This window comes from Pseudomonas borbori (assembly GCF_900115555.1).
In the GTDB taxonomy this organism is placed as follows: Bacteria; Pseudomonadota; Gammaproteobacteria; order Pseudomonadales; family Pseudomonadaceae; genus Aquipseudomonas; species Aquipseudomonas borbori.
In genome coordinates, this window is sequence record NZ_FOWX01000005.1 from 155,828 (window position 1) to 180,510 (window position 24,683).

At 63.5% G+C, this 24,683-nt stretch carries 24 protein-coding genes and 2 pseudogenes; 12 read left to right on the forward strand and 14 right to left on the reverse strand.

What is annotated here, in order from left to right; genetic code table 11:
* Positions 1–39: 39 nt before the first annotated feature.
* The 4 genes from rsxC to metG all read right to left on the reverse strand — a co-directional run bounded on the left by rsxC (position 40) and on the right by metG (position 6,092).
* Positions 40–2,661 (reverse strand): electron transport complex subunit RsxC, encoded by a 2,622-nt coding sequence (gene rsxC / locus BM315_RS05445; RefSeq protein ID WP_090498608.1) that lies wholly within the window; start codon positions 2,659–2,661, stop codon positions 40–42.
* Positions 2,658–3,233 (reverse strand): electron transport complex subunit RsxB, encoded by a 576-nt coding sequence (rsxB, locus tag BM315_RS05450; RefSeq protein WP_090498610.1) that lies wholly within the window; start codon positions 3,231–3,233, stop codon positions 2,658–2,660. The genes rsxC and rsxB overlap by 4 nt, the downstream gene beginning before the upstream one ends.
* Entirely contained in the window at positions 3,230–3,814 is a 585-nt protein-coding gene (gene rsxA, locus BM315_RS05455; RefSeq protein WP_090498611.1) for an electron transport complex subunit RsxA, read from the reverse strand. Before rsxA ends, rsxB begins: the two co-directional genes overlap by 4 nt.
* Before the next feature lie 235 nt (positions 3,815–4,049).
* Positions 4,050–6,092, reverse strand: a complete 2,043-nt coding sequence (gene metG, locus BM315_RS05460) for a methionine--tRNA ligase (protein ID WP_090498613.1) — start codon at positions 6,090–6,092, stop codon at positions 4,050–4,052.
* A gap of 172 nt (positions 6,093–6,264) precedes the next feature.
* On the opposite strand from metG, the gene apbC reads away from it, so the two are divergent.
* Positions 6,265–7,356, forward strand: a complete 1,092-nt coding sequence (gene apbC, locus BM315_RS05465; protein ID WP_090498615.1) for an iron-sulfur cluster carrier protein ApbC — start codon at positions 6,265–6,267, stop codon at positions 7,354–7,356.
* 129 nt (positions 7,357–7,485) lie between these two features.
* Here the strand turns inward: apbC and BM315_RS05470 are convergent, their stop codons facing one another.
* Positions 7,486–7,695: a cold-shock protein gene (locus BM315_RS05470; RefSeq protein WP_090498617.1), complete on the reverse strand. Its 210-nt coding sequence runs from the start codon at positions 7,693–7,695 to the stop codon at positions 7,486–7,488.
* Positions 7,696–8,021: 326 nt separating this feature from the next.
* Between BM315_RS05470 and dcd the strand changes: the two genes are divergently transcribed.
* A complete protein-coding gene (dcd, locus tag BM315_RS05475; protein WP_090498619.1) occupies positions 8,022–8,588 on the forward strand; it encodes a dCTP deaminase in 567 nt (188 codons plus the stop codon).
* Between the two features lie 76 nt (positions 8,589–8,664).
* Here dcd and nadE read toward each other — a convergent pair whose 3' ends face one another.
* Positions 8,665–9,492: an ammonia-dependent NAD(+) synthetase gene (gene nadE / locus BM315_RS05480; RefSeq protein WP_090498621.1), complete on the reverse strand. Its 828-nt coding sequence runs from the start codon at positions 9,490–9,492 to the stop codon at positions 8,665–8,667.
* Between the two features lie 491 nt (positions 9,493–9,983).
* Between nadE and BM315_RS05485 the strand changes: the two genes are divergently transcribed.
* A complete protein-coding gene (locus tag BM315_RS05485; RefSeq protein WP_090498623.1) occupies positions 9,984–10,211 on the forward strand; it encodes a hypothetical protein in 228 nt (75 codons plus the stop codon).
* Positions 10,212–10,361: 150 nt separating this feature from the next.
* Here BM315_RS05485 and BM315_RS05490 read toward each other — a convergent pair whose 3' ends face one another.
* The 4 genes from BM315_RS05490 to BM315_RS05505 all read right to left on the reverse strand — a co-directional run bounded on the left by BM315_RS05490 (position 10,362) and on the right by BM315_RS05505 (position 14,138).
* Positions 10,362–12,899 carry a penicillin acylase family protein gene (locus tag BM315_RS05490; protein ID WP_090498625.1) on the reverse strand — a complete coding sequence of 846 codons (2,538 nt, stop codon included), beginning with the start codon at positions 12,897–12,899 and terminating at the stop codon, positions 10,362–10,364.
* A 74-nt stretch (positions 12,900–12,973) separates the two neighbouring features.
* Positions 12,974–13,429, reverse strand: a complete 456-nt coding sequence (locus BM315_RS05495; RefSeq protein ID WP_090498627.1) for a DUF2489 domain-containing protein — start codon at positions 13,427–13,429, stop codon at positions 12,974–12,976.
* A 7-nt stretch (positions 13,430–13,436) separates the two neighbouring features.
* On the reverse strand, positions 13,437–13,634 hold the full coding sequence (locus BM315_RS05500) for an SEC-C metal-binding domain-containing protein (protein WP_090498629.1): 198 nt from the start codon (positions 13,632–13,634) through the stop codon (positions 13,437–13,439).
* A 6-nt stretch (positions 13,635–13,640) separates the two neighbouring features.
* Complete coding sequence (locus BM315_RS05505) at positions 13,641–14,138, reverse strand: LEA/WHy family protein (protein WP_090498631.1); 498 nt, start codon at positions 14,136–14,138, stop codon at positions 13,641–13,643.
* A 112-nt stretch (positions 14,139–14,250) separates the two neighbouring features.
* Between BM315_RS05505 and BM315_RS05510 the strand changes: the two genes are divergently transcribed.
* A complete protein-coding gene (locus BM315_RS05510) occupies positions 14,251–14,808 on the forward strand; it encodes a hypothetical protein (protein WP_090498633.1) in 558 nt (185 codons plus the stop codon).
* A gap of 158 nt (positions 14,809–14,966) precedes the next feature.
* On the opposite strand, the gene BM315_RS05515 is transcribed toward BM315_RS05510, so the two are convergent.
* Complete coding sequence (locus BM315_RS05515; protein ID WP_090498634.1) at positions 14,967–15,455, reverse strand: YchJ family protein; 489 nt, start codon at positions 15,453–15,455, stop codon at positions 14,967–14,969.
* Between the two features lie 5 nt (positions 15,456–15,460).
* Positions 15,461–15,958 carry a DUF6231 family protein gene (locus BM315_RS05520; RefSeq protein ID WP_090498636.1) on the reverse strand — a complete coding sequence of 166 codons (498 nt, stop codon included), beginning with the start codon at positions 15,956–15,958 and terminating at the stop codon, positions 15,461–15,463.
* Positions 15,959–16,386: 428 nt separating this feature from the next.
* On the opposite strand from BM315_RS05520, the pseudogene BM315_RS24950 reads away from it, so the two are divergent.
* From BM315_RS24950 to BM315_RS05540, 4 genes and pseudogenes are all read left to right on the forward strand, one after another.
* Positions 16,387–16,743: pseudogene (locus BM315_RS24950) on the forward strand (OmpA family protein); the annotation flags it as partial.
* A 102-nt stretch (positions 16,744–16,845) separates the two neighbouring features.
* Positions 16,846–17,577 (forward strand): PA1041 family peptidoglycan-binding anchor lipoprotein, encoded by a 732-nt coding sequence (locus tag BM315_RS05530; RefSeq protein ID WP_090498640.1) that lies wholly within the window; start codon positions 16,846–16,848, stop codon positions 17,575–17,577.
* A gap of 119 nt (positions 17,578–17,696) precedes the next feature.
* Positions 17,697–18,002, forward strand: coding sequence for a DUF1145 domain-containing protein (locus BM315_RS05535; RefSeq protein WP_090498642.1), 306 nt, complete (start codon positions 17,697–17,699; stop codon positions 18,000–18,002).
* A pseudogene (locus tag BM315_RS05540) lies at positions 17,995–18,757 on the forward strand (collagen-like protein). The gene BM315_RS05535 and the pseudogene BM315_RS05540 overlap by 8 nt, the downstream one beginning before the upstream one ends.
* Positions 18,758–18,794: 37 nt before the next feature.
* Here BM315_RS05540 and BM315_RS05545 read toward each other — a convergent pair.
* Positions 18,795–19,259, reverse strand: a complete 465-nt coding sequence (locus tag BM315_RS05545; RefSeq protein WP_090498644.1) for a CopD family protein — start codon at positions 19,257–19,259, stop codon at positions 18,795–18,797.
* A gap of 116 nt (positions 19,260–19,375) precedes the next feature.
* On the opposite strand from BM315_RS05545, the gene dinG reads away from it, so the two are divergent.
* From dinG to pdxH, 4 genes are all read left to right on the forward strand, one after another.
* A complete protein-coding gene (gene dinG, locus BM315_RS05550; RefSeq protein WP_090498647.1) occupies positions 19,376–21,520 on the forward strand; it encodes an ATP-dependent DNA helicase DinG in 2,145 nt (714 codons plus the stop codon).
* Between the two features lie 82 nt (positions 21,521–21,602).
* On the forward strand, positions 21,603–22,748 hold the full coding sequence (locus tag BM315_RS05555; RefSeq protein WP_090498649.1) for a serine hydrolase domain-containing protein: 1,146 nt from the start codon (positions 21,603–21,605) through the stop codon (positions 22,746–22,748).
* 97 nt (positions 22,749–22,845) lie between these two features.
* Positions 22,846–23,496 carry an OmpA family protein gene (locus BM315_RS05560; protein ID WP_090498651.1) on the forward strand — a complete coding sequence of 217 codons (651 nt, stop codon included), beginning with the start codon at positions 22,846–22,848 and terminating at the stop codon, positions 23,494–23,496.
* A gap of 74 nt (positions 23,497–23,570) precedes the next feature.
* The gene (pdxH, locus tag BM315_RS05565) at positions 23,571–24,218 is read left to right on the forward strand and encodes a pyridoxamine 5'-phosphate oxidase (RefSeq protein WP_090498653.1); all 648 of its coding nucleotides are present in this window, start codon (positions 23,571–23,573) and stop codon (positions 24,216–24,218) included.
* A gap of 113 nt (positions 24,219–24,331) precedes the next feature.
* On the opposite strand, the gene BM315_RS05570 is transcribed toward pdxH, so the two are convergent.
* A complete protein-coding gene (locus BM315_RS05570) occupies positions 24,332–24,568 on the reverse strand; it encodes a hypothetical protein (RefSeq protein ID WP_090498655.1) in 237 nt (78 codons plus the stop codon).
* Positions 24,569–24,683 lie beyond the last annotated feature (115 nt).

Here is a 24,683-nt window from a genome sequence, read left to right on the forward strand (position 1 = left end):
GGGGATGCCCGGGATTGCATCTGGGTTACAGGGTGTCGGTTAGTCTGCGTGTTCCTGCAGTTTCTGTTCGGCTTCTGCCAAGCGTTGCCGGGCTGCGGCCAGGGTGTCGGTGGCGCTGCTGTCGTCGCGTTCCAGCTTGCGCAGGTCGGCGCGGGCGAAGGCCACTTCGGTTTTCAGGCTGCGGGTGGCGTCGTCGGTCGCGCGCACCAGTGTTGGTGCAGGCTTGGCGGACGCCGCTTCGGCGGTGTGCAGGGCCTGTTCGGCCTGAGCCAACGCATCGCGCAGACTGCCCAGTGCGGCGTCATCGCTGCCGGCTTTCTCGGCTTTTCTCAGCTCGGCGCGTTTCATTGCCAGTTCGATCTTGGCCTTCTTCAGGGCGCCGTCGTCGACCGGCGTTGCCGGCGGCGCGGTTTGCAGGCCGGCCAAAGCCTTTTCCGCCTCTTCGAGCTGCTGGCGCAGGCGGGCCAGTTCGGCCTGCTGGTCGTCGTCCGGGGCCTCGAGTTTCTCCAGCTTGCGCAGCTGGGCGCGGAGCATGGCGGCGTCGATCTTGGCTTTCTTCAGGGCGCTGTCGTCGACCGGCGTTGCCGTTGGCGCGGTTTGCAGCTCGGCCAGGGCTTTTTCGGCTTCTTCGAGCTGCTGGCGCAGGCGCGCCAGTTCGGCCTGCTGGTCGTCGTCCGGGACCTCGAGCTTCTCCAGCTTGCGCAGCTGGGCGCGGAGCATGGCGGCGTCGATCTTGGCTTTTTTCAGGGCGCCGTCGTCGACCGGCGTTGCCGGCGGCGCGGTTTGCAGGCTGGTCAGGGCTTTTTCGGCTTCTTCGAGCTGCTGGCGCAGGCGGGCCAGTTCGGCCTGCTGGTCGTCGTCCGGGGCCTCGAGTTTCTCCAGCTTGCGCAGCTGGGCGCGGAGCATGGCGGCGTCGATCTTGGCTTTTTTCAATGCGCCCTCATCCGCCGCAGGGGTTGCTGCTGGCGGGCTGGCCTCCAGGGCGGCATCCAGGGCCTGTTGTGCGGCTGTTGCGGCACTGCGCAGTTGGTCGACCTGGACCTGCAGTTCGGGCGTGGCGTGGGCCGTCAGTTGTTTCTCGGCCTTCTTCAGCGCGACCTGGGCCATGCTGGCTTCGATCTTGAGTCTCTTCAGCTCGTCGCCGAGGCCAGCCGGTTTGCCTGCCTGCGCGCCGTCGGTGCTCGCTGGCGCCTCGGCCTGGGCGGCCTTGGCGCGGGCGGCTTTCTCGGCGCGGGCCTTGCGCTCGGCCTCTTTCTGCTCTTCGGCGCGGCGCAGACGCTCCTGGCGCAGCTCGAAGCGCTGCTTGGACTGTTCGGCCTTGAGCTGCTTCTGTTCCAGGTCGCGAATCTCGCCCTTGGCCGCGCGGTAGTACTGCACCAGCGGGATGCTTGACGGGCAGACATAGGCGCAGGCACCACATTCGATGCAGTCGAACAGGTTGTGCGCCTTGAGCTGCTCATGTTCCTGGCCGATGGCGAAGAAGTGCAGCTGCTGCGGCAGCAGGCTGGCCGGGCAGACCTCGGCGCACTCGCCGCAGCGGATGCAGGGCATGGCCGGCGGCGGTGGCGGCAATTCGGCGCTGGTCGCCGCGAGCAGGCAGTTGGTGGTCTTGATCAGTGGCACGTCGAAGTCGGGCAGGGTAAAGCCCATCATCGGCCCGCCCATGATCAGGCGGTCGAGCTTGCCGCGCTCGAGTCCGGCAAACTCCAGCAGTTCGCCCACCGGAGTACCCAGCAGCACCTCGACGTTCGTCGGCCGCGCCAGGGCTTCGCCGGTGAGGGTGGTGATGCGCGAGATCAGCGGTTTGCCGAGCACCACCGCGTCGTGGATGGCTTTGCAGGTGCCGACGTTCTGGCAGAGGATGCCGATATCCGCCGGCAGGCCGCCGCTGGGCACCTCGACGCCGGTGAGAATCTGGATCAGCTGCTTTTCGCCGCCGGAGGGGTATTTGGTCGGGAATACCCGCAGTTGATAGCTGCGCTCGCGCAAGGCCGCGCGCAGTGCGGCGATGGCTTCAGGCTTGTTGTCTTCGACGCCGATCAGCACCTGGTCCGGCTGGATCAGTTGGGCGAGGATGTCGATGCCGGAGATCAGTTGTTCGGTGCGCTCGCGCATCAGCAGATCGTCGGCGGTGATATAGGGCTCGCACTCGGTGCCGTTGATCACCAGGGTATGGATCTTCTGGGTCGGTCGCGCGTTGAGCTTGACCGCCGTGGGGAAGCCGGCGCCGCCCAGGCCGCCGATCCCGGCCTGGCGGATCATCTCCAGCAGGTCGCTGTTTGGCAGATGGCGGTAGTCCGGGCAGGGCGTCAGCTCGCACCACTGATCCAGGCCGTCGCTGTCGATGACGATGGCCGGGGCGAGCATGCCGGAGACATGCGGGTAAGGCTGCGGCCCGATGAAACTGACGGTGCCTGAGGTCGGCGCATGCAGCGCCGCGCTGACGAAACCAGTGGCAGAGGCGATCAGTTGACCCTTGAGTACCCGTTGGCCCAGGGCAACCACCGGTTCGGCCGGCGCACCTATGTGCTGGTTGAGCGGCAACACCAGGCGCCTGGGCAGTGGTGCCGGCTGGATCGGCGTGCGGTTGGAGAGGTGCTTGCGCTCCGGCGGATGAATGCCGCCGGGAATATCCCAAACCAGGGGTTGCATTGCCGTCATGCTGCCTGCTCCCGATCGCTGGCGATCAACTGGCCGGGTGGCAGGGGCTTGCTCCACTTCCAGCTCTGCACGCTGCTGCCCAGCGGGATCATGTCGATACAATCCACCGGGCAGGGTTCGACGCAGAGGTCGCAGCCGGTGCATTCGGAGACGATCACCGTGTGCATCTGCTTGGCCGCGCCGACGATGGCGTCCACCGGGCAGGCCTGAATGCATTTGGTGCAGCCGATGCACTCGGCCTCGCGGATGTAGGCGACCATCTGCGGTTTTTCGCCTTCCACGGCGTCTAGCGGTTCGGCCTCGACATCCAGCAGGTCGGCCAGTGCCTGGATGGTCGCTTCGCCGCCCGGTGGGCATTTGTTGATCTTGTCGCCGCTGGCAATCGCCTCGGCGTAAGGCTTGCAGCCGGGATAGCCGCACTGGCCGCATTGGGTCTGCGGCAACAGGGCGTTGATCTGCTCGGCGATCGGGTTGCCTTCGACCTTGAAGCGCACCGCGGCGAAGCCGAGGATGGCGCCACAGACCAGGCACAGTGCGAACAATGCCAGAACGGCGATCAGCACCAGGCTCATAGCTTGATCAGCCCGGTAAAGCCCATGAAGGCCAGCGACATAAGGCCGGCGGTGACCATGCCGATGGCGGCACCCTGGAAACTCTTCGGTACGTCGGCGATGGCGATGCGCTCGCGCATGGCGGCGAACAGCACCAGCACTAGGGAGAAGCCCAGGCCGGCGGCAAAGCCGTGGGCGGTGGCCGTGATGAAAGAGAACTCGGCCTTGTTGGCGTTGAGCAGGGCCACGCCGAGGACGATGCAGTTGGTGGTGATCAGCGGCAGGAAGATGCCGAGCACGCGGTACAGCAGCGGGCTGGTCTTGTTCACCACCATCTCGGTGAACTGCACGGTCACCGCGATCACCAGGATAAAGCTGATGGTGCGCAGAAACTCCAGATCCAGCGGCTTGAGCACGTATTGCTGGACCAGGTAGCTGCACATGGCCGCCAGGGTCAGGACGAAGGTGGTGGCCAGGGACAGGCCGATGGCCGTCTCGATCTTCTTCGACACGCCCATGAACGGGCACAGGCCGAGAAACTGCACCAGCACGAAGTTATTGACCAGGATGGCGCTGACCATGATCAAGGCGAGTTCGGTCATTGCGGGTTCCGTTGGTGGACAGGCAAAAGGCCGTTTCCCTCATCCGGCGCTGCGCGCCACCTTCTCCCAGGGGTAGAAGGTCAGAAGGATGACGTCGCTGCGCGACTCATATGTTCAAGGGCGACTATTATCGGCAAGCCGATCCGGCCACACAAGCTGGATCAGCGCCCCTGAGTGGCTGGCATAAGGCTGGCGCGGCGGGTTGGGGCACGCTGCGCCAATCCGCCGCAGGTGTTTACTTGACCCGCTGGCCCGGTTTGGCGCCGCTGTCCGGGCTGAGCAGGTAGATTTCCTCGCCGCCGGGGCCGGCGGCCAGGACCATGCCTTCGGAAATGCCGAACTTCATCTTGCGTGCGGCCAGGTTGGCCACGTACAGGGTCAGGCGGCCCTCCAGTTGGCTCGGATCCGGGTAGGCGCTCTTGATGCCGCTGAACACGTTGCGTTTGGCGTCGCCGATGTCCAGGGTCAGGCGCAGCAGCTTGTCGGCGCCTTCGACGAACTCGCATTTTTCGATCAGGGCGATGCGCAGGTCGACCGCGGCGAAGGCGTCGAAGGCGATTTCGGCGGCCAGTGGGTCTTTTGCCAGCTCGCCGTTGCCGGCAGGCGCCGCCGGGGTGTCGCTGGCGGCGAGGTCTTCTTTGGAGGCTTCGATCATGGCGTCGATTTTCGTGGGCTCGATACGGGTCAGCAGGGCGCTGAACGGGTTCAGTTGGTGGTTGGCCAGCTGGCTCTGGTGGTCGTCCCAGGTCAGCGGTGCGACATTGAGGAAGGCCTCGGCGTCGCTGGCCAGTTTCGGCAGCACCGGCTTGAGGAAGATCAGCAGCTGGCGGAACAGGTTGATGCCCAGGGCGCAGATGGCTTGCACCTCGTCCTGCTTGGCGTCCTGTTTGGCCAGGGCCCAGGGCGCCTTGTCGGCGATCCAGGCGTTGGCGCGGTCGGCCAGGCCCATGATCTCGCGCATGGCGCGGGCAAAGTCGCGCGCCTCGTAGGCCTCGGCGATGCTCGGCGCGGCGGCCTGGAAGGCCTCGGTCAGCTCGGGTGCGGCGTTGCCGGCGACCAGCAGGCCGGCGTTGCCCTTGTGGATGAAGCCGGCGCAGCGGCTGGCGATATTCACCACCTTGCCGACCAGATCCGAGTTGACCTTCTGCACGAAGTCTTCGAGGTTGAGGTCGAGGTCTTCAATGCCGCGGCCCAGCTTGGCGGCGTAGTAGTAACGCAGGTATTCGGGGTTCAAATGATCCAGGTAGGTGCGCGCCTTGATGAAGGTGCCGCGCGACTTGGACATCTTCTGGCCGTTGACGGTCAGGTAGCCATGCACGGCGACCGCGGTCGGCTTGCGCAAGCCCGCGCCTTCGAGCATGGCCGGCCAGAACAGGGCGTGGAAGTTGACGATGTCCTTGCCGATGAAGTGGTACAGCTCGGCGGTGGAGTCCTTGCCCCAGAAGGCGTCGAAGTCCAGCTCGGGCGTGCGCGCGCAGAGGTTCTTGAAGCTGGCCATGTAGCCGACAGGGGCGTCCAGCCAGACATAGAAGTACTTGCCGGGCTCGTCGGGGATCTCGAAGCCGAAGTAGGGCGCATCGCGGCTGATGTCCCATTCCTGCAGGCCGGAATCCAGCCATTCGGCGATCTTGTTGGCCACCGCATCCTGCAGGGCGCCGCCACGGGTCCAGCTTTTCAGCATGGCCTCGAAGTCCGGCAGCTTGAAGAAGAAGTGCTTGGAGTCGCGCAGTTCGGGCACGGCGCCGGAGATGGCCGAGCGCGGGTTCTTCAGCTCGGTGGGCTCGTAGGTGGCGCCGCATTTCTCGCAGTTGTCGCCGTACTGGTCCTCGGCGCCGCACTTGGGGCAGTTGCCCTTGATGAAGCGGTCGGCGAGGAACATGCCCTTTTCCGGGTCGAAGTACTGGGTCACCGAACGGGTGGCGATATGCCCGGCGTCGCGCAGTTTCAGGTAGATGGCCGCCGACAGCTCGCGGTTTTCTTCGGAGTGGGTCGAGTGGTAGTTGTCGAAGTTCACCAGAAAGTCGCCGAAGTCGGCCGTGTGTTCGGCCTTGACGTTGGCGATCAGCTGTTCCGGGGTGATGCCTTCTTTCTCGGCGCGCAGCATGATCGCCGAGCCATGGGCGTCGTCGGCGCAGACGTACACGCATTGATTGCCGCGCAGCTTCTGGAAGCGCACCCATATATCGGTCTGGATGTACTCGAGCATATGGCCGAGGTGGATGGAACCGTTGGCATAGGGCAGGGCGCTGGTAACGAGAATCTTGCGGGCTTCGCTCATGGGAATCGGCTGCACTGGTAACTCAGGGAAGCCGGTAACTATAAAGGAAGCGGCAAGCTACAAGCCAGAAGCGACAAGAAAAAGCCTTGCATTCCGGGCGCTGCCCCGTGCAGCTTGCAGCTGCTGCTATGATATCCGTCTATTTTTCTCGGTCTTTCCCTGGGAGCCCTCTATGTCTGTTACCCGCGCAGCGATCGAAGCTGCACTGTCGCAATACACCGATCCCCACCTCGATCAGGATCCGGTCAGCGCCGGCTGTCTGCGTGAGGTCGATATCCAGGGTGGCAAGGTCAGCGTGCGTCTGCAGCTGGGTTACGCCGCCGGCCTGTTCAAGAGCGGCTGGGCGCAGCTGCTGCAAATGGCCCTGGAAAACCTCGACGGCGTCGACAGCGCGCAGGTCCAGGTCGATTGCCTGGTCGAGGCGCACAAGGCCCAAGACCAGGTGCCGGCCCTGGCCAACGTGAAGAACGTGATCGCGGTGGCTTCGGGCAAGGGCGGGGTGGGTAAATCGACCACGGCCGCCAACCTGGCGCTGGCGTTGATGCGCGAGGGCGCCAGGGTCGGCATTCTCGACGCGGATATCTATGGGCCGAGCCAGGGCATCATGTTCGGCATCGCCGAGGGTACGCGCCCCGAGGTGAAGGAGCAGAAGTGGTTCGTGCCGCTCAAGGCGCACGGCGTCGAGGTCATGTCCATGGCCTTTCTCAGCGATGAGAACACCCCTATGGTGTGGCGCGGGCCGATGGTCTCCGGCGCGTTGATCCAGTTGCTCACCCAGACGGCCTGGGGCAACCTGGATTATCTGGTGGTCGATATGCCCCCGGGTACCGGCGACATCCAGCTGACCCTGGCGCAGAAGGTGCCGGTATCCGGCGCGGTGATCGTCACCACGCCGCAGGATCTGGCGCTGCTGGATGCCAAGAAGGGCGTGGAGATGTTCCGCAAGGTGAATATCCCGGTGCTCGGTGTGGTGGAAAACATGGCGGTGCACATCTGCTCGAACTGCGGGCATGCCGAGCATCTGTTCGGTGAGGGTGGCGGCGAGAAGCTGGCGGCGCAGTTTGGGGTCGAGCTGCTGGCGTCCCTGCCGCTGTCGATGGCCATTCGCATGCAGTCCGACGGCGGCAAGCCGACCACCATCGCCGATCCGCAAAGCCAGATCGCCATGATCTATCAGGAAATCGCGCGTAACGTCGGTGCACGCATCGCCCAGGGTGGGCAGCAGGCCCAGGCCATGCCGAGCATCGTGATATCCGAGGACTGAGGTATCGACGCCGCGCAATTGCTGCGTGGCGTCTTCACCCTCATCCTTATGACGTTCCCTCGCCAGATGGTCGGCCACAAAAAAGCCCCGCACATGGCGGGGCTTCTTCTCAAGCGAGCTTAGCTCAGGTTATACAACCTGAACTTCCTCAGCTTGCATGCCTTTCTGACCGCGGGTGGCCACGAAAGTCACTTGCTGGCCTTCTTTCAGGCTCTTGAAGCCATCGCTCTGGATAGCTTTGAAGTGTACGAACAGATCGTCACCGGATTGCGGAGTGATAAAGCCGTAGCCTTTTTCATCGTTAAACCACTTGACGGTACCATTCTGACGATTCGACATTTTATGTCTCCTAACAATTTTTTAATAACAGCCCTGGAAAAGCCCAGGCCGGGACTGAGTGCAACGAGTACTAGGAGTCGGACGATGTTTGGATCGAAATCTAGGCATCAAGTAGCGATTCGCGGTGACACATGCAGCACAGTGGCGCTACTGTACGCGCTTTTAACGCTAAGCGCGAACGCTCTGTAGGCCTTTCTGTTATTTAGCGATGGATGCAGTAAAGCCAGGCTGGTGCGAGGACGTTGGTCGACAGCCTTTGAAGCCTGTCGCCGACCCCGGTAAGATGCGCTCACTTTTTCATCACCCGCTTATTCAGGACACCCGCCATGAGCATCAAATCGGATAAATGGATTCGCCGCATGGCTCAAGAGCACGGCATGATCGAGCCTTTCGTCGAGCGCCAGGTGCGCGCAGAAGGCAGTCAGCCGCTGATCTCCTATGGTGTTTCCAGCTATGGCTACGATGTGCGCTGCGCTGATGAATTCAAGGTGTTCACCAACATCAATTCGGCCACCGTCGACCCGAAGCACTTCGATGAAAAGAGCTTCGTCGACGTCAAGAGCGATGTGTGCATCATTCCGCCGAACTCCTTCGCCCTGGCCCGCACCGTGGAATACTTCCGCATTCCGCGCAATGTGCTGACCATCTGCCTGGGCAAGAGCACCTATGCGCGCTGCGGCATCATCGTCAACGTCACCCCGTTGGAACCCGAGTGGGAAGGCCATGTGACCCTGGAGTTCTCCAACACCACCACCCTGCCGGCTAAGATCTACGCCAACGAGGGCGTGGCGCAGATGCTCTTTCTCGAGTCCGACGAGGAGTGTGAAGTGTCCTACAAGGATCGCGGTGGCAAATACCAGGGGCAACTGGGCGTGACCTTGCCGAAAGCCTGATCGATTTGCGGCGTTACGAAAAAGCCGGTTTGCGCGTTGTGCGGAAACCGGCTTTTTCTTGCCTGCGCTTTTGCTATCAGGGCGCCAGTGGCAGCTCGCGCTTGTGCCGGCTGTTGTCGTAGGTGCGGGTGATGATGGCATACGCCTCGTCGCGAACCGGCTGGCCATGCAGGAAGGCGTCGATCTCGGCGTAACTGACGCCATGCGCTTCTTCGTCCGGCTTGCCGGGGCGCAGTTCCTCCAGGTCGGCGGTGGGCACCTTGAACACCAGGTTCTCCGGTGCGCCAAGCTGCTGGGCGATGGCGCGCACCTGGCCCTTGACCAGGCCGCTGAGCGGGGCCAGGTCGCAAGCGCCGTCACCGAATTTGGTGAAAAAGCCCATGACCGCCTCGGCCGCATGGTCGGTGCCGATGACCAGGCCGTTATTGGCGTTGGCGATGGCGAACTGGGCGACCATGCGCAGGCGCGCCTTGATGTTGCCGACGACGAAGTCGCGGCGTGCATCGCTGAGTTTCTGCAGATGACTGACCTGCTCGCCGAGTCCGTGCACGCTGCCTTCGATATTCACAGTGTCTTCTTCGTCGGCGCGGATAAATCGCAGCGACGCCTGGGCGTCGTGCTCGTCGTGCTGGGTGCCGTGCGGCAGGCGTACGGCGATGAAGCGGTACGCGGCGTCGCCGGTCTCGTGGCGCAGTTCTTCCACGCTCAGTTGCGCGAGGCGCCCGGCGGTCAGCGAGTCGACCCCGCCGCTGATGCCCAGCACCAGCACTTTCAGGCCCGCGTTACGCAGGCAATCCTTGATAAAGGTTTTGCGCCGCTCGATTTCTGCCAGCAGGGCGGTTTTGTCGGCAAAGGGGGGCACCACGTTCAGGGCGGTGGCGATCTCGGCTTGGCGGCTGCTCATGGTGGTTCCTTGGGGCAAGTCGGTACGCGGATGATGGGGGCGGCAAGTGACGGCCTGTTCAGTGGGCAGTCACTTGCCGCAGGATCATAAGCCAACTATGTCCCCCGAGTTAATCTGCAAAGTAGTGCATGGGACTGAAATTCAAGCGAAAAACAGGCGCCTTGGATTCTTCGCTGGCATCGATGCATTGGTTCCGCAGAGCGCTGGCGCAGTGCCGTTCACATCAAGGATGTCGGTCGTTTCGTGGTTTCACCTCTGGGACGGTTGGTCGGTGCTGGATTTCCCCCGGATTCCATCCGGGCTACAAAAATCTGTTCACTTGGCTTAACCGAGCAGCATTGCAGGCTGCGAATGGTGCTGAAACATCTGGAAAGGCTGTTCGGTGCGGTAGAGCCTGCGGCAATCGAATTGCTTTGCTAGGGTGGGGCTAACCAGAACCCTGTCCGCCAGTGTGCGGGCGATCGAGTATTTTAGTGCGGGAGGCATCAGTCATGACGACGTGGAAAATCACTTACAGCAAAGATGAGCGCACCGAGGTGTTCGAACTTCAGTCCGCCAGCAAACCGAGCATGGAACAGGCGGTAGCGGCGTTGCTCAAGATGGCCGAGAAGGTCTACGAGCGCGAAGAGCCGAGAGACCTTCCCAATGAAATCCAGACCCCGGCCGTGCGTCTGGCTGAATGTTACGGCATCACCATTACCGGGATTACCCGCGACTGACCCTTGTCGCCCGCCGGGCAGGCGCGCGGCGAAATCACGCGCAAAAAAAAGGCGCCCAAAGGCGCCCTGAAACGATGATCTATGGAGTAAGTCCGTTAATTCAGAGCCGATGCCTGGCTGGTTAGTTCAGCAGCCGCCGACCAACGGCGATTATTGTCCCGGCGTCAGGATCAGTCGTCTGTTGCCATAGACCTTGTCGAGGTTCTGCGGCTGGAACGGGAAACTCATGTACTGGCCCTTGCGCCAGGCCTCGATGCCGTCGGCGTAATGCGCGCTCGCCGGGTTGCCGGATTGGCCGGAGCTGTTCAGACCGAGCAGCGGCTCTGCGCGGCCGAAGTCGACGACGATGCGCATGGCCGGGATCAGCCAGGTGTCGAAATCCTGTCCCCAGTGGTAGGCCGAGACATTGAGGGTGCTGTGATCGCCTCCGGCCGGGTGGGGGCCACGGTCGAGATAACCCTTCAGCGAGTTGATCGCGGCGCGCTGGCTGGTGCTCATGTAGGGCGCCAGTTTGCTGGTCTCGCTGACCCAGTCGTAGCTGTGCAGCTTGCCCCATTGCCAGGCGCTGCGCTCACTGCCGAGTTTGCTTTCGGCGAAGGTCACGGCGGCGGCCAGGCTGCGGGCGAGAATGGCCGGTTTGTCTTCTTGCTGGGCACTACCGATATCGTTCCAGAACGGGCTGTCGTCGCGGCCCAGCAGGTGGTCGGCCTGGGCCGAATAGGATTTGTCGGCGGTTTCCACCAGGGCCAGCCAGGCCGGGCTGGTTTCGGGGCCCAGTTCGTCGAGGAAGATCTGGCGCGCACTTTCATGCAGGAAGGCGCCGTAGAGTGCGGCATCCGCTGAGGTGGCGGCGAGCTTGCCGTCGAAGGCCATCAGCCGGTTGTAGGCTTCGCGCGCCTTTGCACGCTCCGGCGCGGGCAGAGCGTCGATGGCTTGTTGCAGTGGCTCGGCCATGCCGGGCGCTGCGAACATGCTTTGCAGCTTGGCGACGAAGGGCGTGGTCTGGTCGTACTGCATGGCGATCATGCTGCGGGTGTCGTGCTTGCCGCTGCCAGCCAGCTGCGCCAGGCGCTCGTAGCGCTCCGGGTAGTACCAGGAGTTGGACAGCTGCATGCCGTAGCCGCGCGGTACGCTGCGCTGGTTGGCGGTGCCCAGCCAGCCTTGCTGCGGATCCTGGTCATAGGGGTGGAGCATCGGGTCGGCGAAGCCATCCCAGTCATAACGGCCGTCCCAGCCTGGCGAAGGCATGAGGCCAAGGCCTTCGCGGCGATTGGGAAAGCGCCCGGTGACTTGCCAGCCGATGTGCTGGGTGTCGGCGAAAACGATATTCAGGGGTATGGCACGCACTTCGCGGGTGGCCTCGAAGGCTTGCTCAACCGATTGTGCGCGGGACAGGTCGAACAGCGCATCCAGGGTCTGGTCGGCCTCGAATTGCGTGGTTTGCAGGGCCAGGCCGTAGCCGCTGGCCAGTTGCAGGGGTTGCAAGGGGTGTTTGCGTTCGCCCAGCACCGAGTTGAGCAGCGGGCCGTGACGGGTCTCGTAGAGGGTTTCGCGGATCGGCCGCTGGCCCTTGATGAAGAAGGTTTCCTGGCGCTCGCGGGCGGCCAGCCATTGGCCGTCGGCCTGGTAATAGAGGCGGTTGCCCCGACGCTGGATTTTCTCCAGGAACAGATCTTGGTTGTCGCCCATGACCATGGTCATGCCCCAGCCGAGCTTGCCGTTGAACCCGGCGACGATGGCGGGCACGCCGGCTATCGACACGCCGGCGGCCTGGAATTTCGGCGAACGAATCTGTACGAAGTTCCAGGCCGAGGGCATCGCCAGCGGCAGGTGGGTATCGTTGGCCAGCAGGCTCTTGCCGCTACGGCTGTGCTGCGGGGCGATCGCCCAGTTGTTGGACGCGGCGACGCCGAGCATGTGAGCGGCGGCGAACTGGCTGGCCGCCTGGTTGACGGCGGCCAGGCCGGGGAGTTGTCCGCTGAGGGGCAGGCCTTTGAGTTTTGCGGCCTCATCGAACGGCAGCGGTTCGTCCGGGTAGGTGGGCAGCAACCACGCGAGTTGTTCGCTGCCGGCTTTCTGCGCCAGCACCAGGGCGGCGATTTCTTCCTGCAGGTTGACTGACAGGCCGAAGTTTAGCAGGCAGAACACCAGCACCGAGTCTGCGGCTTTCCAGTAGGGCGGGCGATAACCGGACTGGGCCAGGTCCATCGGCAGCTTGTCGCGATAGCGGAACAGGTAGGCGTTGACGCCGCGGGCATACACCTCGAAGAACTTCTTCAGCCGTGGCGAGGCGCTGGCATGGAGCACTTCGGCGCTTTTCTTCAGGTTGACCGCGCGCATCAGGCGATCGATTTCCAGCACACCGGGACCTGCCATCTCCGCCAGGCGACCTTCGGCCATCAGGCGCAGGCCGACCATCTGGCTGAGGCGATCACTGGCATGCACATAGCCGAGGGCGAACAGGGCGTCGTGGAAGGTGTTGGTTTCGATCAGCGGCATGCCCAAGGCATTGCGCCGAATCACAACGCTTTGCGCAAGACCCTGAACGCGCACGCTGCCCTGATCCGGGTGCAGGCTATCGCGGTAGCGGCTGTCGAGAAACGACTGGCAGCCACTCAACGCCAGGCCGGCAGTGAGGGTGGCGGCGAGGCCCAGCAGGGCCAGGGGGCGGAATGCGCGCGATAGCATGCAGCGAGCTCCTTGCAGAACGCAGGACTGGACGGATCGGTGGATGAAAGTGCTGCTCAACCTACCCGGCAGGGTCAACTGCCGGTGCGCTTCAGGCCTTCGTCGAGCAGCCAGCGTGCGGCTGTGCGAGCGGCGGCCTTGTGCTGCAGTTCCAGTTCGTTGAAGTGCTTTTCGTGCTGGCGCCGCTCGGTCAATTCCAGTGCCTTCCAGCTGGCATGGGTCGGTACCTGGGCGGTGGCTTCGAACAGCAGGTGAAATACCTGGCAGCGGCTGTCCTGGCTCAGCGCGCTGTCGTAGTTGTCCAGCAGCACCTTGATCCGGATGGCACCTTCGATCAACGGTAGCTGGCCATCGAGCAGGCTGCCGGCGAGTATTTGCAGATCGCCGGCCAGGCGTTCGCGGCGCTGCTGTTCTGCCTGTTGCCGATCACGCTGTTGCGCCCAGACGCGGCGCCACAGCGACAGGGCGTACAGCGCCAGTGCCATCACCACCAGGGTGCCGGCCAACAGGAGCAGATTAACGCTGGTCATGGATTTGTCAGGCGCCGTGGCATTTCTTGAATTTCTTCTGACTGCCACATGGGCAGGGGTCGTTGCGGCCGACGTCCTTCAGGGCGTTGCGCACCGGCTCCTGGTGAGCATGGTTGCAGTCCGGGCCGTGCACGTGTCCGTGGTCATGATGATCGTGTTCGGCGTGGTTGCAGTCGGGACCGTGTACGTGGGCGTGTTGGTTCATGTGCGTCTACTCGGGAATGAAATCGCCGGGGATTATCTCTCCATTACGCGACATGTGCACGCTACGGCCGAACAACAAACCGGTTTTTACCTGGCCTTCGAGGCGATAGCGAATCGGCTCCTCGGGGCGCTCCAGCAATTTGACGATCTGCCGCAGGTGCCGCCAGAGGTTGGTGCGTACAGGGACATCGAATACATGGTGGCCATGGGCCGGAACCGTGAACCAGGTGTCGGATTGGCCTTCTGCCAGCTTCACCTCGTTGAGGTGTACCCGGTAATCCAGGCCGCGCACCGGCAAGCTCATGCTGTTGGGGTTGTCGATACGGAAACGCAGGACGAACTGCTGTTCCAATAACTTGGCCCTGATGACCTCGACCTTGACCAGGCGGACATCCGGATCCTTGAACCCGCCGCTGGTCCAGGTGGAACATCCGCCGAGCCCGCAAAACAGGCCGAAAAACATCAATAGGCTGAGAATTCTTATAGTTGGCGCCTGGGAAAACATTTCATACTCCAAAGGACGCGCCAGTGTAACAAGCACGTGCCGGGCTGCAACGTGTTGTGAGGGTAAAAAAACCTGCGCCATACTGGACACCGATAAAGACAGGAGTATGACCATGGTTCGTTACGAGATCGCCTTTGCCGGCCAGCTTGAGCCGGGGGCGCAGCTGGAGTCGGTCAAAGCCAATCTGGCCAAGTTGTTCCAGGCCGATGCTCAGCGCATTGCCTTGCTGTTCTCCGGGCGGCGCATCGTGATCAAGAACAACCTGGATGCGGCCGGCGCGGAAAAATACCGCAGCACCTTGCTGCGCGCCGGCGCTCTGGTCGAAGTGCGGGTCATGGCAGAGGAAATCGAGGAAATCGAACTGGCGCCAGCGCCTGCCGTTGCAACGCCCGACGCTGTGCCTGCGGTAACCACGCCGGCGCCGGCCGGCAAACGCCTGCAAGTGCTGCCGCGCGATGAGTATATGGCGGCATTTGCGGAGGTCGATGCGCCGGATTTCGGGATCGCCCCGCTAGGTGAGGACGTGCAGGACGGCAAGCCCGAACCGCAAGCGCCGCCTCTCGATCTGTCGCACTTCAGCCTGGCTCCTGTCGGTAGCGACATGGGCGAGATCAAGGCCGCCCCCGCCGCACCGCCGCCGGATATTTCCCATCTGAAATTACAGGAGTAGGCGAGGTCGGGTTTGCTGCGCCCGGAAAGCGTGCAGGCCGTTAAGCGGGGCGGGTGAGCGGCTTTTCGTAGCCCGGATGAAATCCGGGGAAATTATTGACGACAGGTGTTCTGTCGAGTTTCCCCCGCGCTGCGCAGGCGGAACTGGTGCCTGTCGCTTCAGACAAAACCCGCACAGCACTTCTTGAATTTCTGTCCGCTGGCGCAAGGGCAGGGGTCATTGCGGCCGGCCTGCAGCGCGACCGTGGGGTCGATAAAGTACCAATGACCCTGGTGCTGGACGAAGGCCGAGCGTTCGCGATGGGTGTGTTCGCCGGCGTCATCGTGCCAGCGGGCGGTAAAGGTCACGAACGCATGTTCCGGCTGACCGCCCAGCACTTCGCTGCTTTCGACTTCCAGGCCAAGCCAGGTGCTGTGCAGGCTCCAGGCGCTAATGGCGGCGCGATCGAGTCCTGAACGCTGTGCCGCCAGGGTGGTCGCCAGCAGGTAATCGACCCGCCCCAGTGCATAGGCGCTGTAACGTGAGCGCATCAGCGTTTCGGCACTCGGCGCCGGCAGTCCGGCATGATAGCGGCCGCAGCACTCGCTCAGCGGATCGCCACTGCCGCAAGGACAGCTTGGCGGGGTCTCGGCGTCGGTTGTCGTCATGTGAGTTACCACCAGTACTTGCCAAAGTTTTCCGGGTTGGCCCAGAACTTGGCGTTGAGCCAGTCGGGTACCTGTTTGTAGTCGAGCAGGTCGTAGGTGAATAGGCTCAGGGTCTGTTCGCCGCGCTGAAAACGCTCGCTGACCTGCAAGGCCAGGGCGAAGAAATCGGTGTCCTGCCAGGCGCAGGCCTGCAGGTCGACCAGCACCGCCAGGCGGCTGGCGTTCAGGTTGCGGATGCCGCCGAGCAGTTGCAGCCCCGTGCGTTTGGGCAGGTGTTCGAGGCAGTCGACGACCAGCGCCAGGTCGAATCGTTGTGCGGCCAACTCGGCCGGCAGGGCGCCTGCGGCGGCGTAGGCGATCTGGCAATCGGCGTGAGCGGCCCGAAAAGCGACCAGTGCCGGCAGTTCGCTGGCGCCTATCAACAGCAGGCGGCGCGGCGCGTAACGCTCCAGCAGAGCGGCCAGCGCTTGCTGTGGCGTGCGGGAAGAAATACTCTCGGTCATCGATAATCCTCGATCGGTTCGGAAAAGACTAACCTGTGGTCGGGTTAAGGCCCCGAATATTCTTAACGGGTATGCATATCATGTCTGGCGGATTCTAAAACGGCAGTCTTTAATCCATAAGTGTCGGTTTTGGTCCGATTCCTACTGGAGATATGCATATGAGCATCATAAGGAAAGCTGTACCCCTGATTCTGACGACCAGCTTCCTGACGGGCTGCGCCGGCTTGCAGAAAAGCGATTGGCCAACTTGTGCTGCTGTCGGCGGTGTGGGTGGCGCGGCATTGGGCGCGATCGAGAGTTCTACCTGGGCGGGTGGAGGCGCATTGGTCGGTGCCGGCATGGCGGCAGCCTATTGCTGGGTGCATGGCGCCGAAGAAGTGGTGATGGTCGAGGAGGTGATGGTTGAAGAGACGCCCATGCCCGAGCCAGTCGCAGAAGCGGTGCGGGTCGAGCTGGATGTGAAGTTCGATTTCGACAAGTCGGTAGTCAAGGAAGGCAGCTTCGCCGACATCAAGAGCGTTGCAGACTTCATGGCGCAATACCCGCAAACTACCACCGTGGTCGAAGGGCATACCGACTCCATCGGTACCGATGCCTACAACCAGGGCTTGTCTGAGCGTCGCGCCAACGCCGTGCGCGAAGTGCTGGTCAACCAGTATGGTGTGGCCGGTGAGCGCGTCAACGCAGTAGGTTATGGCGAAAGCCGGCCGGTTGCCGACAACGCGACCGCGGAAGGACGGGCGATCAACCGTCGAGTCGAGGCTGAGGTCGAGGCGCAGCCTTAAGCGGCATTAGGCGCTCCTTTCAGGGGCGTACTTGTACTATCCGGGAGAGACGGCTTAACTCCTGTGTTACTGGCAGCACGCCAGTAACACAGGAGATTCGCCATGAGAATCAGACTCTTCAGGGTTGCTTTCCCCCTTCTCTTGGCCAGCAGTGTTCTTTCGGGTTGCGTCACGACTTCCAGTACGGGAGATGCGGCACTCAACCAGGGGAACTGGCCCTTGTGCAGCGCGCTTGGCGGTCTGGCCGGTGGTGGCTTGGGCGCAATCGAAAGTTCGGCTTGGGCAGCAGGTGGCGCCGTGGCCGGTGCGGTCGTAGGCGGCCTTATTTGCTATGCCCAGGATGGTGACCAAGACGGCGACGGCGTGTTCGATCGCCGCGATCGTTGTCCGGATACGCCGCCCAATACTCCAGTGCGCCACAATGGCTGCCCATTGCCGGTGTATGAGAGCCCGCCTGAAGTGATGCAACCCGATGAGCCTGCAGTGCCGGTTCGAGTCGAGTTGGACGTCAAGTTCGACTTCGACAAGTCGGTAGTCAAGGAAGGCAGCCACGCCGACATCAAAAACCTGGCCGACTTCATGAAGCAGTACCCGCAGACAAGCACCGTTGTCGAGGGACATACCGACTCCATCGGCTCCGATGCCTATAACCAGGGCTTGTCCGAACGCCGTGCCAACGCCGTGCGCGAGGTGCTGGTCGAGCAGCATGGTATCGAAAGCAATCGGGTATCGGCTGTGGGTTACGGCGAAGCACGCCCGGTTGCCGATAACGACAGTGAGTCTGGACGCGCAATCAACAGAAGGGTCGAGGCGGCAGTCGAAGCGCTGCCCTAGCCAGGGTCAGCCGATGCGGGCCGGTCGTTGACCTGCCAGGCGGGAGGCCTCTGCAGTTTTTGCTAGCCCGGCGCAAAGCGGTTAAGGTGCGGCGGAACAAAAAATTGCCAGGGGCGGACATGAGCATCTTGTTGGGGCTGGGGAAAGTACTGACCGCGTTGTTTTGGGGCGTGGTCTTGGCCAATCTGCTCGATCCGTTCGCGCAGCCTTTCGCACTGCTGCTGCATCTGGCGGGTGCTTTGCTCGTGCTGATCCATGGGCTGGAATTGTGGCTGTTCAGTGAGCGCGTGAGCGGGCGTACTCGGCCCGGGCTGGAGCGCGTGCAGATTTTACTGTTCGGCATTTTTCACTTGCAGGCCCTGTTGTCGGCGCCGGTGCAGCCGCTGAGCGCGGCACCTGCGGAGTTGGAGGTCGAGCATGCGTAGCCTGTTGCTGCTGGCCGCACTGTCCAGCCCGCTTGCGTTGGCGCAGAGCCTGATCGACGTGCAGTCGCATGCCTTGCTGCGCTTGCCTGCGGTAACCAGCGTGGTGCGGGTGGAACGCCTGCATGTTGCGGATCATGGCACCTTGCTGATCCCGTCCGGGCTGAGCGAAATGCATGTCGCAGAGCTGCGCCTGGGGCGTGATGCACGGATTGCCATTGCACCTGGCGAGCCAGCCTTTCGTCTGGACGTGGTGAACGCTGAGATCGCAGCCGGTGCGCAAATCAGCGCACGCGGTGCCCCTGGCTCGTTTCTGCAACCGGCAGTGCCGGGCCGTACGCTCAGCATCCGTCTGCGCGGTGTGGTGGTCGAGGCGCTCCTGCTCGATGCCCGTGGCGGCATGGGGGCACCAGGTTACGTTGGCCTGGATGGGGCCGATGGCAAGCCGGGCGGCTGTGCCTGGGGGGCAGGCCAGCCGCGGCCATGACGGGCTGAACGGCAGTGATGGTCAGGCCGGCGCTCGCGGTGGCCAGGTGCGTCTGGAAGTGCCGCTGGACTTTCCACTGGAGCGCTTGCAGGTACTCCTCGATGGCGGGGCAGGCGGTGCAGCCGGTAATGGCGGTAACGCTGGCGTCGGTGGCGCGAGCAAGGGCTGCTGGCTGTACAGCACGCAGCCTGCTCGCGATGGGCTGCCCGGCCAGGCTGGCCGGGCGGGGGCTGCAGGGGCGGCAGGCAATCTGGATGTAGTGCGCTTTTAAATCTGCGGCTACAGGGCCAGGAGCGCCAGGCTCAGCCTCAAAAACCTGGGCGGGCGGCGGCGATGCTGACCACTACCAGGCCGAGGATCAGGTTGATACCCACCAGGCGGCGAATACGCCCGAGCACAGCGCCGCCGCTCGGCCAGTCCGCGGCGGCCACTGCACGGCGCAGTTCGGGCAGTTGCAGTGCCTGCACGCGGATAAACAGCGCGAGCATGGCGATATACAGGCCGATCATGATGTGCACATAGCGCGGCGCGGTCTCGAAACCGGAAAAGCGCAGGTGGAGCATGCCCACGCCGGTGACCGGCAGCACTATCACGGCGGCCCAGACCCAGTAGAAGAAGCGCGGGAATACCTCGAGCCACAGTTTCAGGCGAGCGGGCGCCTCCAGTGCGCTGACCGCGGCGGGGCGCAGGATCATCCAGGCGAAGAACATGCCGCCGACCCAGACGAGTGCGGCGAGCAGATGCAGGGCGTAGGTCACAGCGTAAGGTGTCATGTAAAACTCCAGTCCGGGTTCTGCGCGTTAGCGCTTAGCGCGCTATGATAGCGGCCGTTGCCAGACACTGAAAATTTATCCAGCCTTTTCGCGCCCAGACCCTAGATTCAGATCCCATGCTCAGTACCGAACTCAAGTCCCAGATCCAGGGCGCCTACACGCGTTTTCTCGAAGCCAAATCGCTCAAGCCACGTTATGGTCAGCGCTTGATGATCGCCGACATCGCCAAGGTGTTGGGCACGATCGAGGTCGACGGGGAAGGTCGGCGCGAGGGCGAACCCGCCGTGGTGGCGGTCGAGGCCGGTACCGGCACCGGCAAGACGGTGGCCTATTGCCTGGCGGCGATTCCCGTGGCCAAGGCCGCCGGCAAGCGTCTGGTGATCGCCACCGCGACCGTGGCCCTGCAGGAGCAGATCGTGCACAAGGATCTGCCCGATCTGATGCGCAACAGCGGTCTGAATTTCAGTTTCGCCCTGGCCAAGGGCCGTGGCCGCTACCTGTGCCTGTCCAAGCTCGATCTGCTGCTGCAGGAGGGCCATGCGCAAAGCGCCACCGCCCAGTTGTTCGAGGAGGAAGGCTTCCGCATCGACGTCGACGAGCAGAGCCAGAAACTGTTCGTCGCCATGATGGAAAAGCTCGCCGGCAACAAATGGGACGGCGACCGCGACAGCTGGCCCGAGGAGCTGGAGGACGCGCGCTGGTCGCAGCTGACCACCGATCACAGCCAGTGCACCAGCCGGCATTGCCCGAACTTCCAGCAGTGTGCCTTCTACAAGGCCCGTGAAGGCATGGGCAAGGTCGACGTGATCGTCACCAACCACGACATGGTCCTGGCCGATCTGGCCCTGGGCGGCGGCGCCGTGCTGCCCGACCCGCGCGAAACCCTCTATGTGTTCGACGAAGGCCATCACCTGCCGGACAAGGCCATCGGCCACTTCGCCCATTTCACCCGTTTGCGCTCGACCGCCGACTGGCTGGAACAGACCGCGAAGAATCTCAGCAAGCTGCTGGCCCAGCACCCCTTGCCGGGTGACCTGGGACGCTTGATCGAGCAGGTGCCGGAGCTGGCGCGGGAGATCAAGACCCAGCAGCAGTTCATGTTCAGCGCCTGCGAGCAGGTGGCCGAGTTCAAGCCCGGCGAAGACATGCAGGGCCGCGAACGGCCGCGTCACCGTTTCGTCGGCGGCCAGGTGCCGGAGCACCTGCGTGAGCTGGGCACCGAGTTGAAGAAGGGCTTTTCCAAACTCTCCGAGCTGTTCACCGGGGTGACCGAAAAACTCAAGGAAGCCATGGACGGCGAGGCCACCATCGGTATCGCCAGTCACCAGGCCGAGGAGTGGTACCCGTTGTTCGGCAGTTTATTGGCCCGTGCCCATGGCAGCTGGGAATTGTGGCTGGCCTTCAGCGCCGAAGACCCCGAAGACAGCCCGCCGATGGCGCGCTGGCTGACCCTGGCCGACAGCGGCGCCTTGTTCGACATCGAAGTCAACGCCAGCCCGATCCTCGCCGCCGAAACCCTGCGGCGCAGCCTGTGGAACGTCGCCTACGGCGCCCTGGTGACCTCGGCGACGCTGACCGCGCTGGGCACCTTCGACCGCTACCGGATGCGCGCCGGCCTGCCCAAGGCGGCGGTGACCTCCGTGGTGCCGAGCCCTTTTCATCATGCCGATGCCGGCGTCTTGCGGGTACCGAACCTGAATGCCGATCCGCGCGATGCGGTGGCGCATACCGCGGCTATCATCCGCGATCTGCCGGCGCTGGTGGCAGGCTCGCGCGGTACTCTGGTGCTGTTCTCCTCGCGCAAACAGATGCAGGACGTGTTCGAGGGCCTGGAGCGCGATTGGCGCAAGCGCGTGTTCATCCAGGGCAACCTGTCCAAGCAGGAAACCCTCAACAAGCACAAGGCGCGGGTCGACAGCGGCGAGGACAGCGTGTTGTTCGGCCTGGCCAGTTTCGCCGAAGGCGTCGACCTGCCCGGCGCCTATTGCGAGCACGTGGTGATCGCCAAGATCCCCTTCGCCGTGCCGGATGACCCGGTGGAGGCGGCGCTGGCCGAGTGGATCGAGGCGCGCGGCGGCAACCCCTTCATGGAAATCGCCGTACCCGACGCCTCGCTGCGCCTGGTCCAGGCCTGCGGCCGACTGCTGCGTACCGAAGAGGACCGCGGCACCATCACCCTGCTCGACCGGCGGGTGGTGACCCAGCGCTATGGCAAGGCGATCCTCAATGCACTGCCGCCTTTTCGCCGGGAAATCGGCTAGCCTGCCGCGCGGGTTCCCAAGTGCGGTGCGGGCTGGAACAATACGCGGCTGATCATCCATTCCCCCGACCAAGGAGCCGCCTGTGCAGATTCAGGGCTATTTTGACCTTCAGTTCGAGGCCGTCAAGGACGCCTTCGCCGCCTTGTTCGAGGACCCGCAGGAACGTGGCGCGGCGCTCTGCGTGCAGGTGGCCGGCGAGACGGTGCTGGATATCTGGGCCGGGGTGGCGGACAAGGACGCTCAGCAGGCCTGGCACAGCGACACCATCCTCAACCTGTTTTCCTGCACCAAGACCTTTACCGCCGTGACTGCCTTGCAGTTGGTCGGCGAGGGCAAGCTCGAGCTGGACGCGCCCGTGGCCCGCTATTGGCCGGAGTTCGCCGCCGCCGGCAAGGAAAAAATCACCCTGCGCCATCTGCTCTGCCACCAGGCCGGGCTGCCGGCGCTGCGCCAGATGCTGCCGGCCGAGGCGCTGTACGACTGGCAGGCCATGACCGCGGCCCTGGCAGCCGAACAACCCTGGTGGCCGCTCGGCGAGGGCCATGGTTATGCGCCCATCACCTACGGCTGGCTGGTTGGCGAACTGCTGCGGCGCATCGAAGACCGCGGTCCGGGCGAGTCGATAGTCGCGCGCACCGCCAAACCCCTGGGTCTGGATTTTCATGTCGGCCTGGCCGATGAGGAGTTCGAGCGGGTAGCGCATATATCCCGCGGCAAGGGCAACCTGGGCGACGCCGCCGCCCAGCGCCTGCTCAAGGTCATGATGAGCGACTCCGCGGCCATGAGTACGCGCGCCTTCAGCAACCCGCCGTCGATCATGACCAGCACCAACAAGCCGCAATGGCGGCGCATGCAGCAGCCGGCGGCCAACGGCCACGGCAATGCACGCAGCCTGGCCGGTTTTTACAGTGGTTTGCTCGATGGCCGCTTGCTGGAAAGCGAATTGCTCGACGAGCTGACCCGTGAGCATGGCGTCGGTGACGACAAGACCCTGCTGACCCGCACCCGCTTCGGCCTGGGCTGCATGCTCGACCAGCCCGAGGTGGCCAATGCCACCTATGGCATGGGGCCGCGGGCGTTCGGACACCCTGGGGCGGGCGGCTCCAGCGGTTTTGCCGATCCGGAACGCGATGTGGCGTTTGGCTTCGTGGTCAATAATTTGGGACCGTTCGTCTTGATGGACCCTCGTGCACAGAAACTTGCGCGTGTTTTGGCAGATTGTCTGTAGGAAGCTCGGCTAAACTCCCCAGCACATTAGGCTTGTTCAAATTGTTCATACCGGCCCGGCGCCGGTTTCCTTAGACTATTTCGCATGTGGATGACCGATGCTCGCCAATAAATCTCTCGCCTTCGCCCTGTGTCTGCTCCTCGCCGGTTGTGCCGGCACCGAGAAGAGCAAGAAGCCACTAGCGGTTGCCATGCCGAGTCCGAAAGTCACCCAGGCCTGGCTCGACGATTACGAGCCGCGCGTACGTGAGGCAATCAAGGGCAGCCACTTCGAGCTGGAGCGGCGCGAGAACCTGCTGGTGGTGACGGCGCCGGTGCAGGGCACCTTCAACCCGGATCGTCCCTTCATGCTGCTGCCGGTGACCCTCGGGCCGATCAGCCGGGTTGCCAAATTGCTGGAAGGCGACCAGGGTGTTGCCGTGCTGGTGATCGGCCATGCCGACAGCAGCGGCGCCGCTGCGGCCAACCGCGAGCTGAGTCATGAGCGGGCGCGGGCCTTTACCGCAATCTTCCGGCTCAGTGGACTGAAGCAAAATCGTTTGATGGTCAAAGGCATGGGCTCGGACATGCCGCGGGCGGCCAATGACAGCGTCGAGGGTCGTGCGCTCAATCGGCGGGTGGAAATCATCCTGACTTCAAAGGACACCATGCGGGGGCTGGTCGCCAAATACAGCCAGCCGGCTCCGGCCGCGCTAGTCGCAGTCAGCGCCAAGCCGAAAGACAGTGCCGATTCGGCGGCAGGCAAGTAGATCCTTGCCCTGGATCAAGCCAAGTCGGGTGGCTCCGGGTAAGCTAGGCAGCTTCCGTTCTCAAGGGCTTTGTCATGACCCAGACCTTGGCCGATATGCGCCGCGACTACATCCGTGATGGCTTGAGCGAGGCGCAGGCGCCTGCCGAGCCATTCAGCTTGTTCAAACAATGGTTTGCCGATGCGGTGAAAACCGAGCAACCCCCGGTCGAGCCCAATACCATGACCCTGGCCACCGTCGATACCGACGGCCGTCCACATTGCCGGGTGCTGCTGCTCAAGGGGCTGGACGAGCGCGGGTTCACCTTCTTCAGCAACTACGACAGTGCCAAGGGCGAGCAACTGGCCGCCAGGCCCTACGCGGCCATGACCTTCTTCTGGCCGAGCCTGGAGCGTCAGGTGCGCATCGAAGGGCGGGTCGAACGTGTTACTGCGGCCGAATCCGATGCCTATTTTCAGGTGCGTCCGCTGGGCAGCCGCCTGGGCGCCTGGGCTTCGCCGCAGAGCCAGGTGATCAAGGATCGTGCCGAGCTTGAAAGGCTGTTGGCGCAAGTCAAGGAGCGCTTTCTCGAGCAGGCGCCACATTGTCCGCCACACTGGGGTGGTTATCGTCTGCTGGCCGAGCGTGTCGAGTTCTGGCAGGGCCGCGCCAGTCGTCTGCATGACCGCCTCGATTACCGCCTGCACGACGGTGTCTGGAGTCGCGAGCGGCTGGCGCCCTGATCCCCGGGCTGGATCCGATCTGTTGCATACGGGGCGCCTGCGGGCGCCCCGCTGTTTTTGCGCGAGTGATAACTGCCTTCGCTGAGCGCCGCCGGCGGGCGCAGGCTCTCCCCTCAGGGCGCCCGGTAGTCGGCGGCCGCGCGTTCCAGCCAGGCCTGCAGTTCGCGGCGCTTGACCTTGCCGGCCTGGGCTTCGCTCAGGCGCTGGAGCATGTAGGCCTTCTTTGCGGCGTCCTTGCCGGCCAGCGATAAGGCCAGGTCGCGGTCTGCCCAGCGCTTGATGCGCACGAACAGCCACCAGTGGAAGTAAAGCCCGGCACAGGTCAGGCTGGCGATGATGAAGTAATCCATGGGGGCTGTCCCTCCTTAATGCGGCGAAGCCTAACCGATAGCCTAAGCTGACTGAAGCAGGCTGGCCGTTGCGCAGGGTTTTTCCAGGGGCAGGATGACAGCTGCGTGCTTTGTC

What these genes read in the sequence shown, in the direction of transcription:
- rsxC (WP_090498608.1), bottom strand. Translation starts at nt 2,661, where the DNA reads ATGACGGCAATGCAACCCCTGGTTTGGGATATTCCCGGCGGCATTCAT.
- rsxB (WP_090498610.1), bottom strand. Translation starts at nt 3,233, where the DNA reads ATGAGCCTGGTGCTGATCGCCGTTCTGGCATTGTTCGCACTGTGCCTG.
- rsxA (WP_090498611.1), bottom strand. Translation starts at nt 3,814, where the DNA reads ATGACCGAACTCGCCTTGATCATGGTCAGCGCCATCCTGGTCAATAAC.
- metG (WP_090498613.1), bottom strand. Translation starts at nt 6,092, where the DNA reads ATGAGCGAAGCCCGCAAGATTCTCGTTACCAGCGCCCTGCCCTATGCC.
- apbC (WP_090498615.1), top strand. Translation starts at nt 6,265, where the DNA reads ATGTCTGTTACCCGCGCAGCGATCGAAGCTGCACTGTCGCAATACACC.
- BM315_RS05470 (WP_090498617.1), bottom strand. Translation starts at nt 7,695, where the DNA reads ATGTCGAATCGTCAGAATGGTACCGTCAAGTGGTTTAACGATGAAAAA.
- dcd (WP_090498619.1), top strand. Translation starts at nt 8,022, where the DNA reads ATGAGCATCAAATCGGATAAATGGATTCGCCGCATGGCTCAAGAGCAC.
- nadE (WP_090498621.1), bottom strand. Translation starts at nt 9,492, where the DNA reads ATGAGCAGCCGCCAAGCCGAGATCGCCACCGCCCTGAACGTGGTGCCC.
- BM315_RS05485 (WP_090498623.1), top strand. Translation starts at nt 9,984, where the DNA reads ATGACGACGTGGAAAATCACTTACAGCAAAGATGAGCGCACCGAGGTG.
- BM315_RS05490 (WP_090498625.1), bottom strand. Translation starts at nt 12,899, where the DNA reads ATGCTATCGCGCGCATTCCGCCCCCTGGCCCTGCTGGGCCTCGCCGCC.
- BM315_RS05495 (WP_090498627.1), bottom strand. Translation starts at nt 13,429, where the DNA reads ATGACCAGCGTTAATCTGCTCCTGTTGGCCGGCACCCTGGTGGTGATG.
- BM315_RS05500 (WP_090498629.1), bottom strand. Translation starts at nt 13,634, where the DNA reads ATGAACCAACACGCCCACGTACACGGTCCCGACTGCAACCACGCCGAA.
- BM315_RS05505 (WP_090498631.1), bottom strand. Translation starts at nt 14,138, where the DNA reads ATGTTTTCCCAGGCGCCAACTATAAGAATTCTCAGCCTATTGATGTTT.
- BM315_RS05510 (WP_090498633.1), top strand. Translation starts at nt 14,251, where the DNA reads ATGGTTCGTTACGAGATCGCCTTTGCCGGCCAGCTTGAGCCGGGGGCG.
- BM315_RS05515 (WP_090498634.1), bottom strand. Translation starts at nt 15,455, where the DNA reads ATGACGACAACCGACGCCGAGACCCCGCCAAGCTGTCCTTGCGGCAGT.
- BM315_RS05520 (WP_090498636.1), bottom strand. Translation starts at nt 15,958, where the DNA reads ATGACCGAGAGTATTTCTTCCCGCACGCCACAGCAAGCGCTGGCCGCT.
- BM315_RS05530 (WP_090498640.1), top strand. Translation starts at nt 16,846, where the DNA reads ATGAGAATCAGACTCTTCAGGGTTGCTTTCCCCCTTCTCTTGGCCAGC.
- BM315_RS05535 (WP_090498642.1), top strand. Translation starts at nt 17,697, where the DNA reads ATGAGCATCTTGTTGGGGCTGGGGAAAGTACTGACCGCGTTGTTTTGG.
- BM315_RS05545 (WP_090498644.1), bottom strand. Translation starts at nt 19,259, where the DNA reads ATGACACCTTACGCTGTGACCTACGCCCTGCATCTGCTCGCCGCACTC.
- dinG (WP_090498647.1), top strand. Translation starts at nt 19,376, where the DNA reads ATGCTCAGTACCGAACTCAAGTCCCAGATCCAGGGCGCCTACACGCGT.
- BM315_RS05560 (WP_090498651.1), top strand. Translation starts at nt 22,846, where the DNA reads ATGCTCGCCAATAAATCTCTCGCCTTCGCCCTGTGTCTGCTCCTCGCC.
- pdxH (WP_090498653.1), top strand. Translation starts at nt 23,571, where the DNA reads ATGACCCAGACCTTGGCCGATATGCGCCGCGACTACATCCGTGATGGC.
- BM315_RS05570 (WP_090498655.1), bottom strand. Translation starts at nt 24,568, where the DNA reads ATGGATTACTTCATCATCGCCAGCCTGACCTGTGCCGGGCTTTACTTC.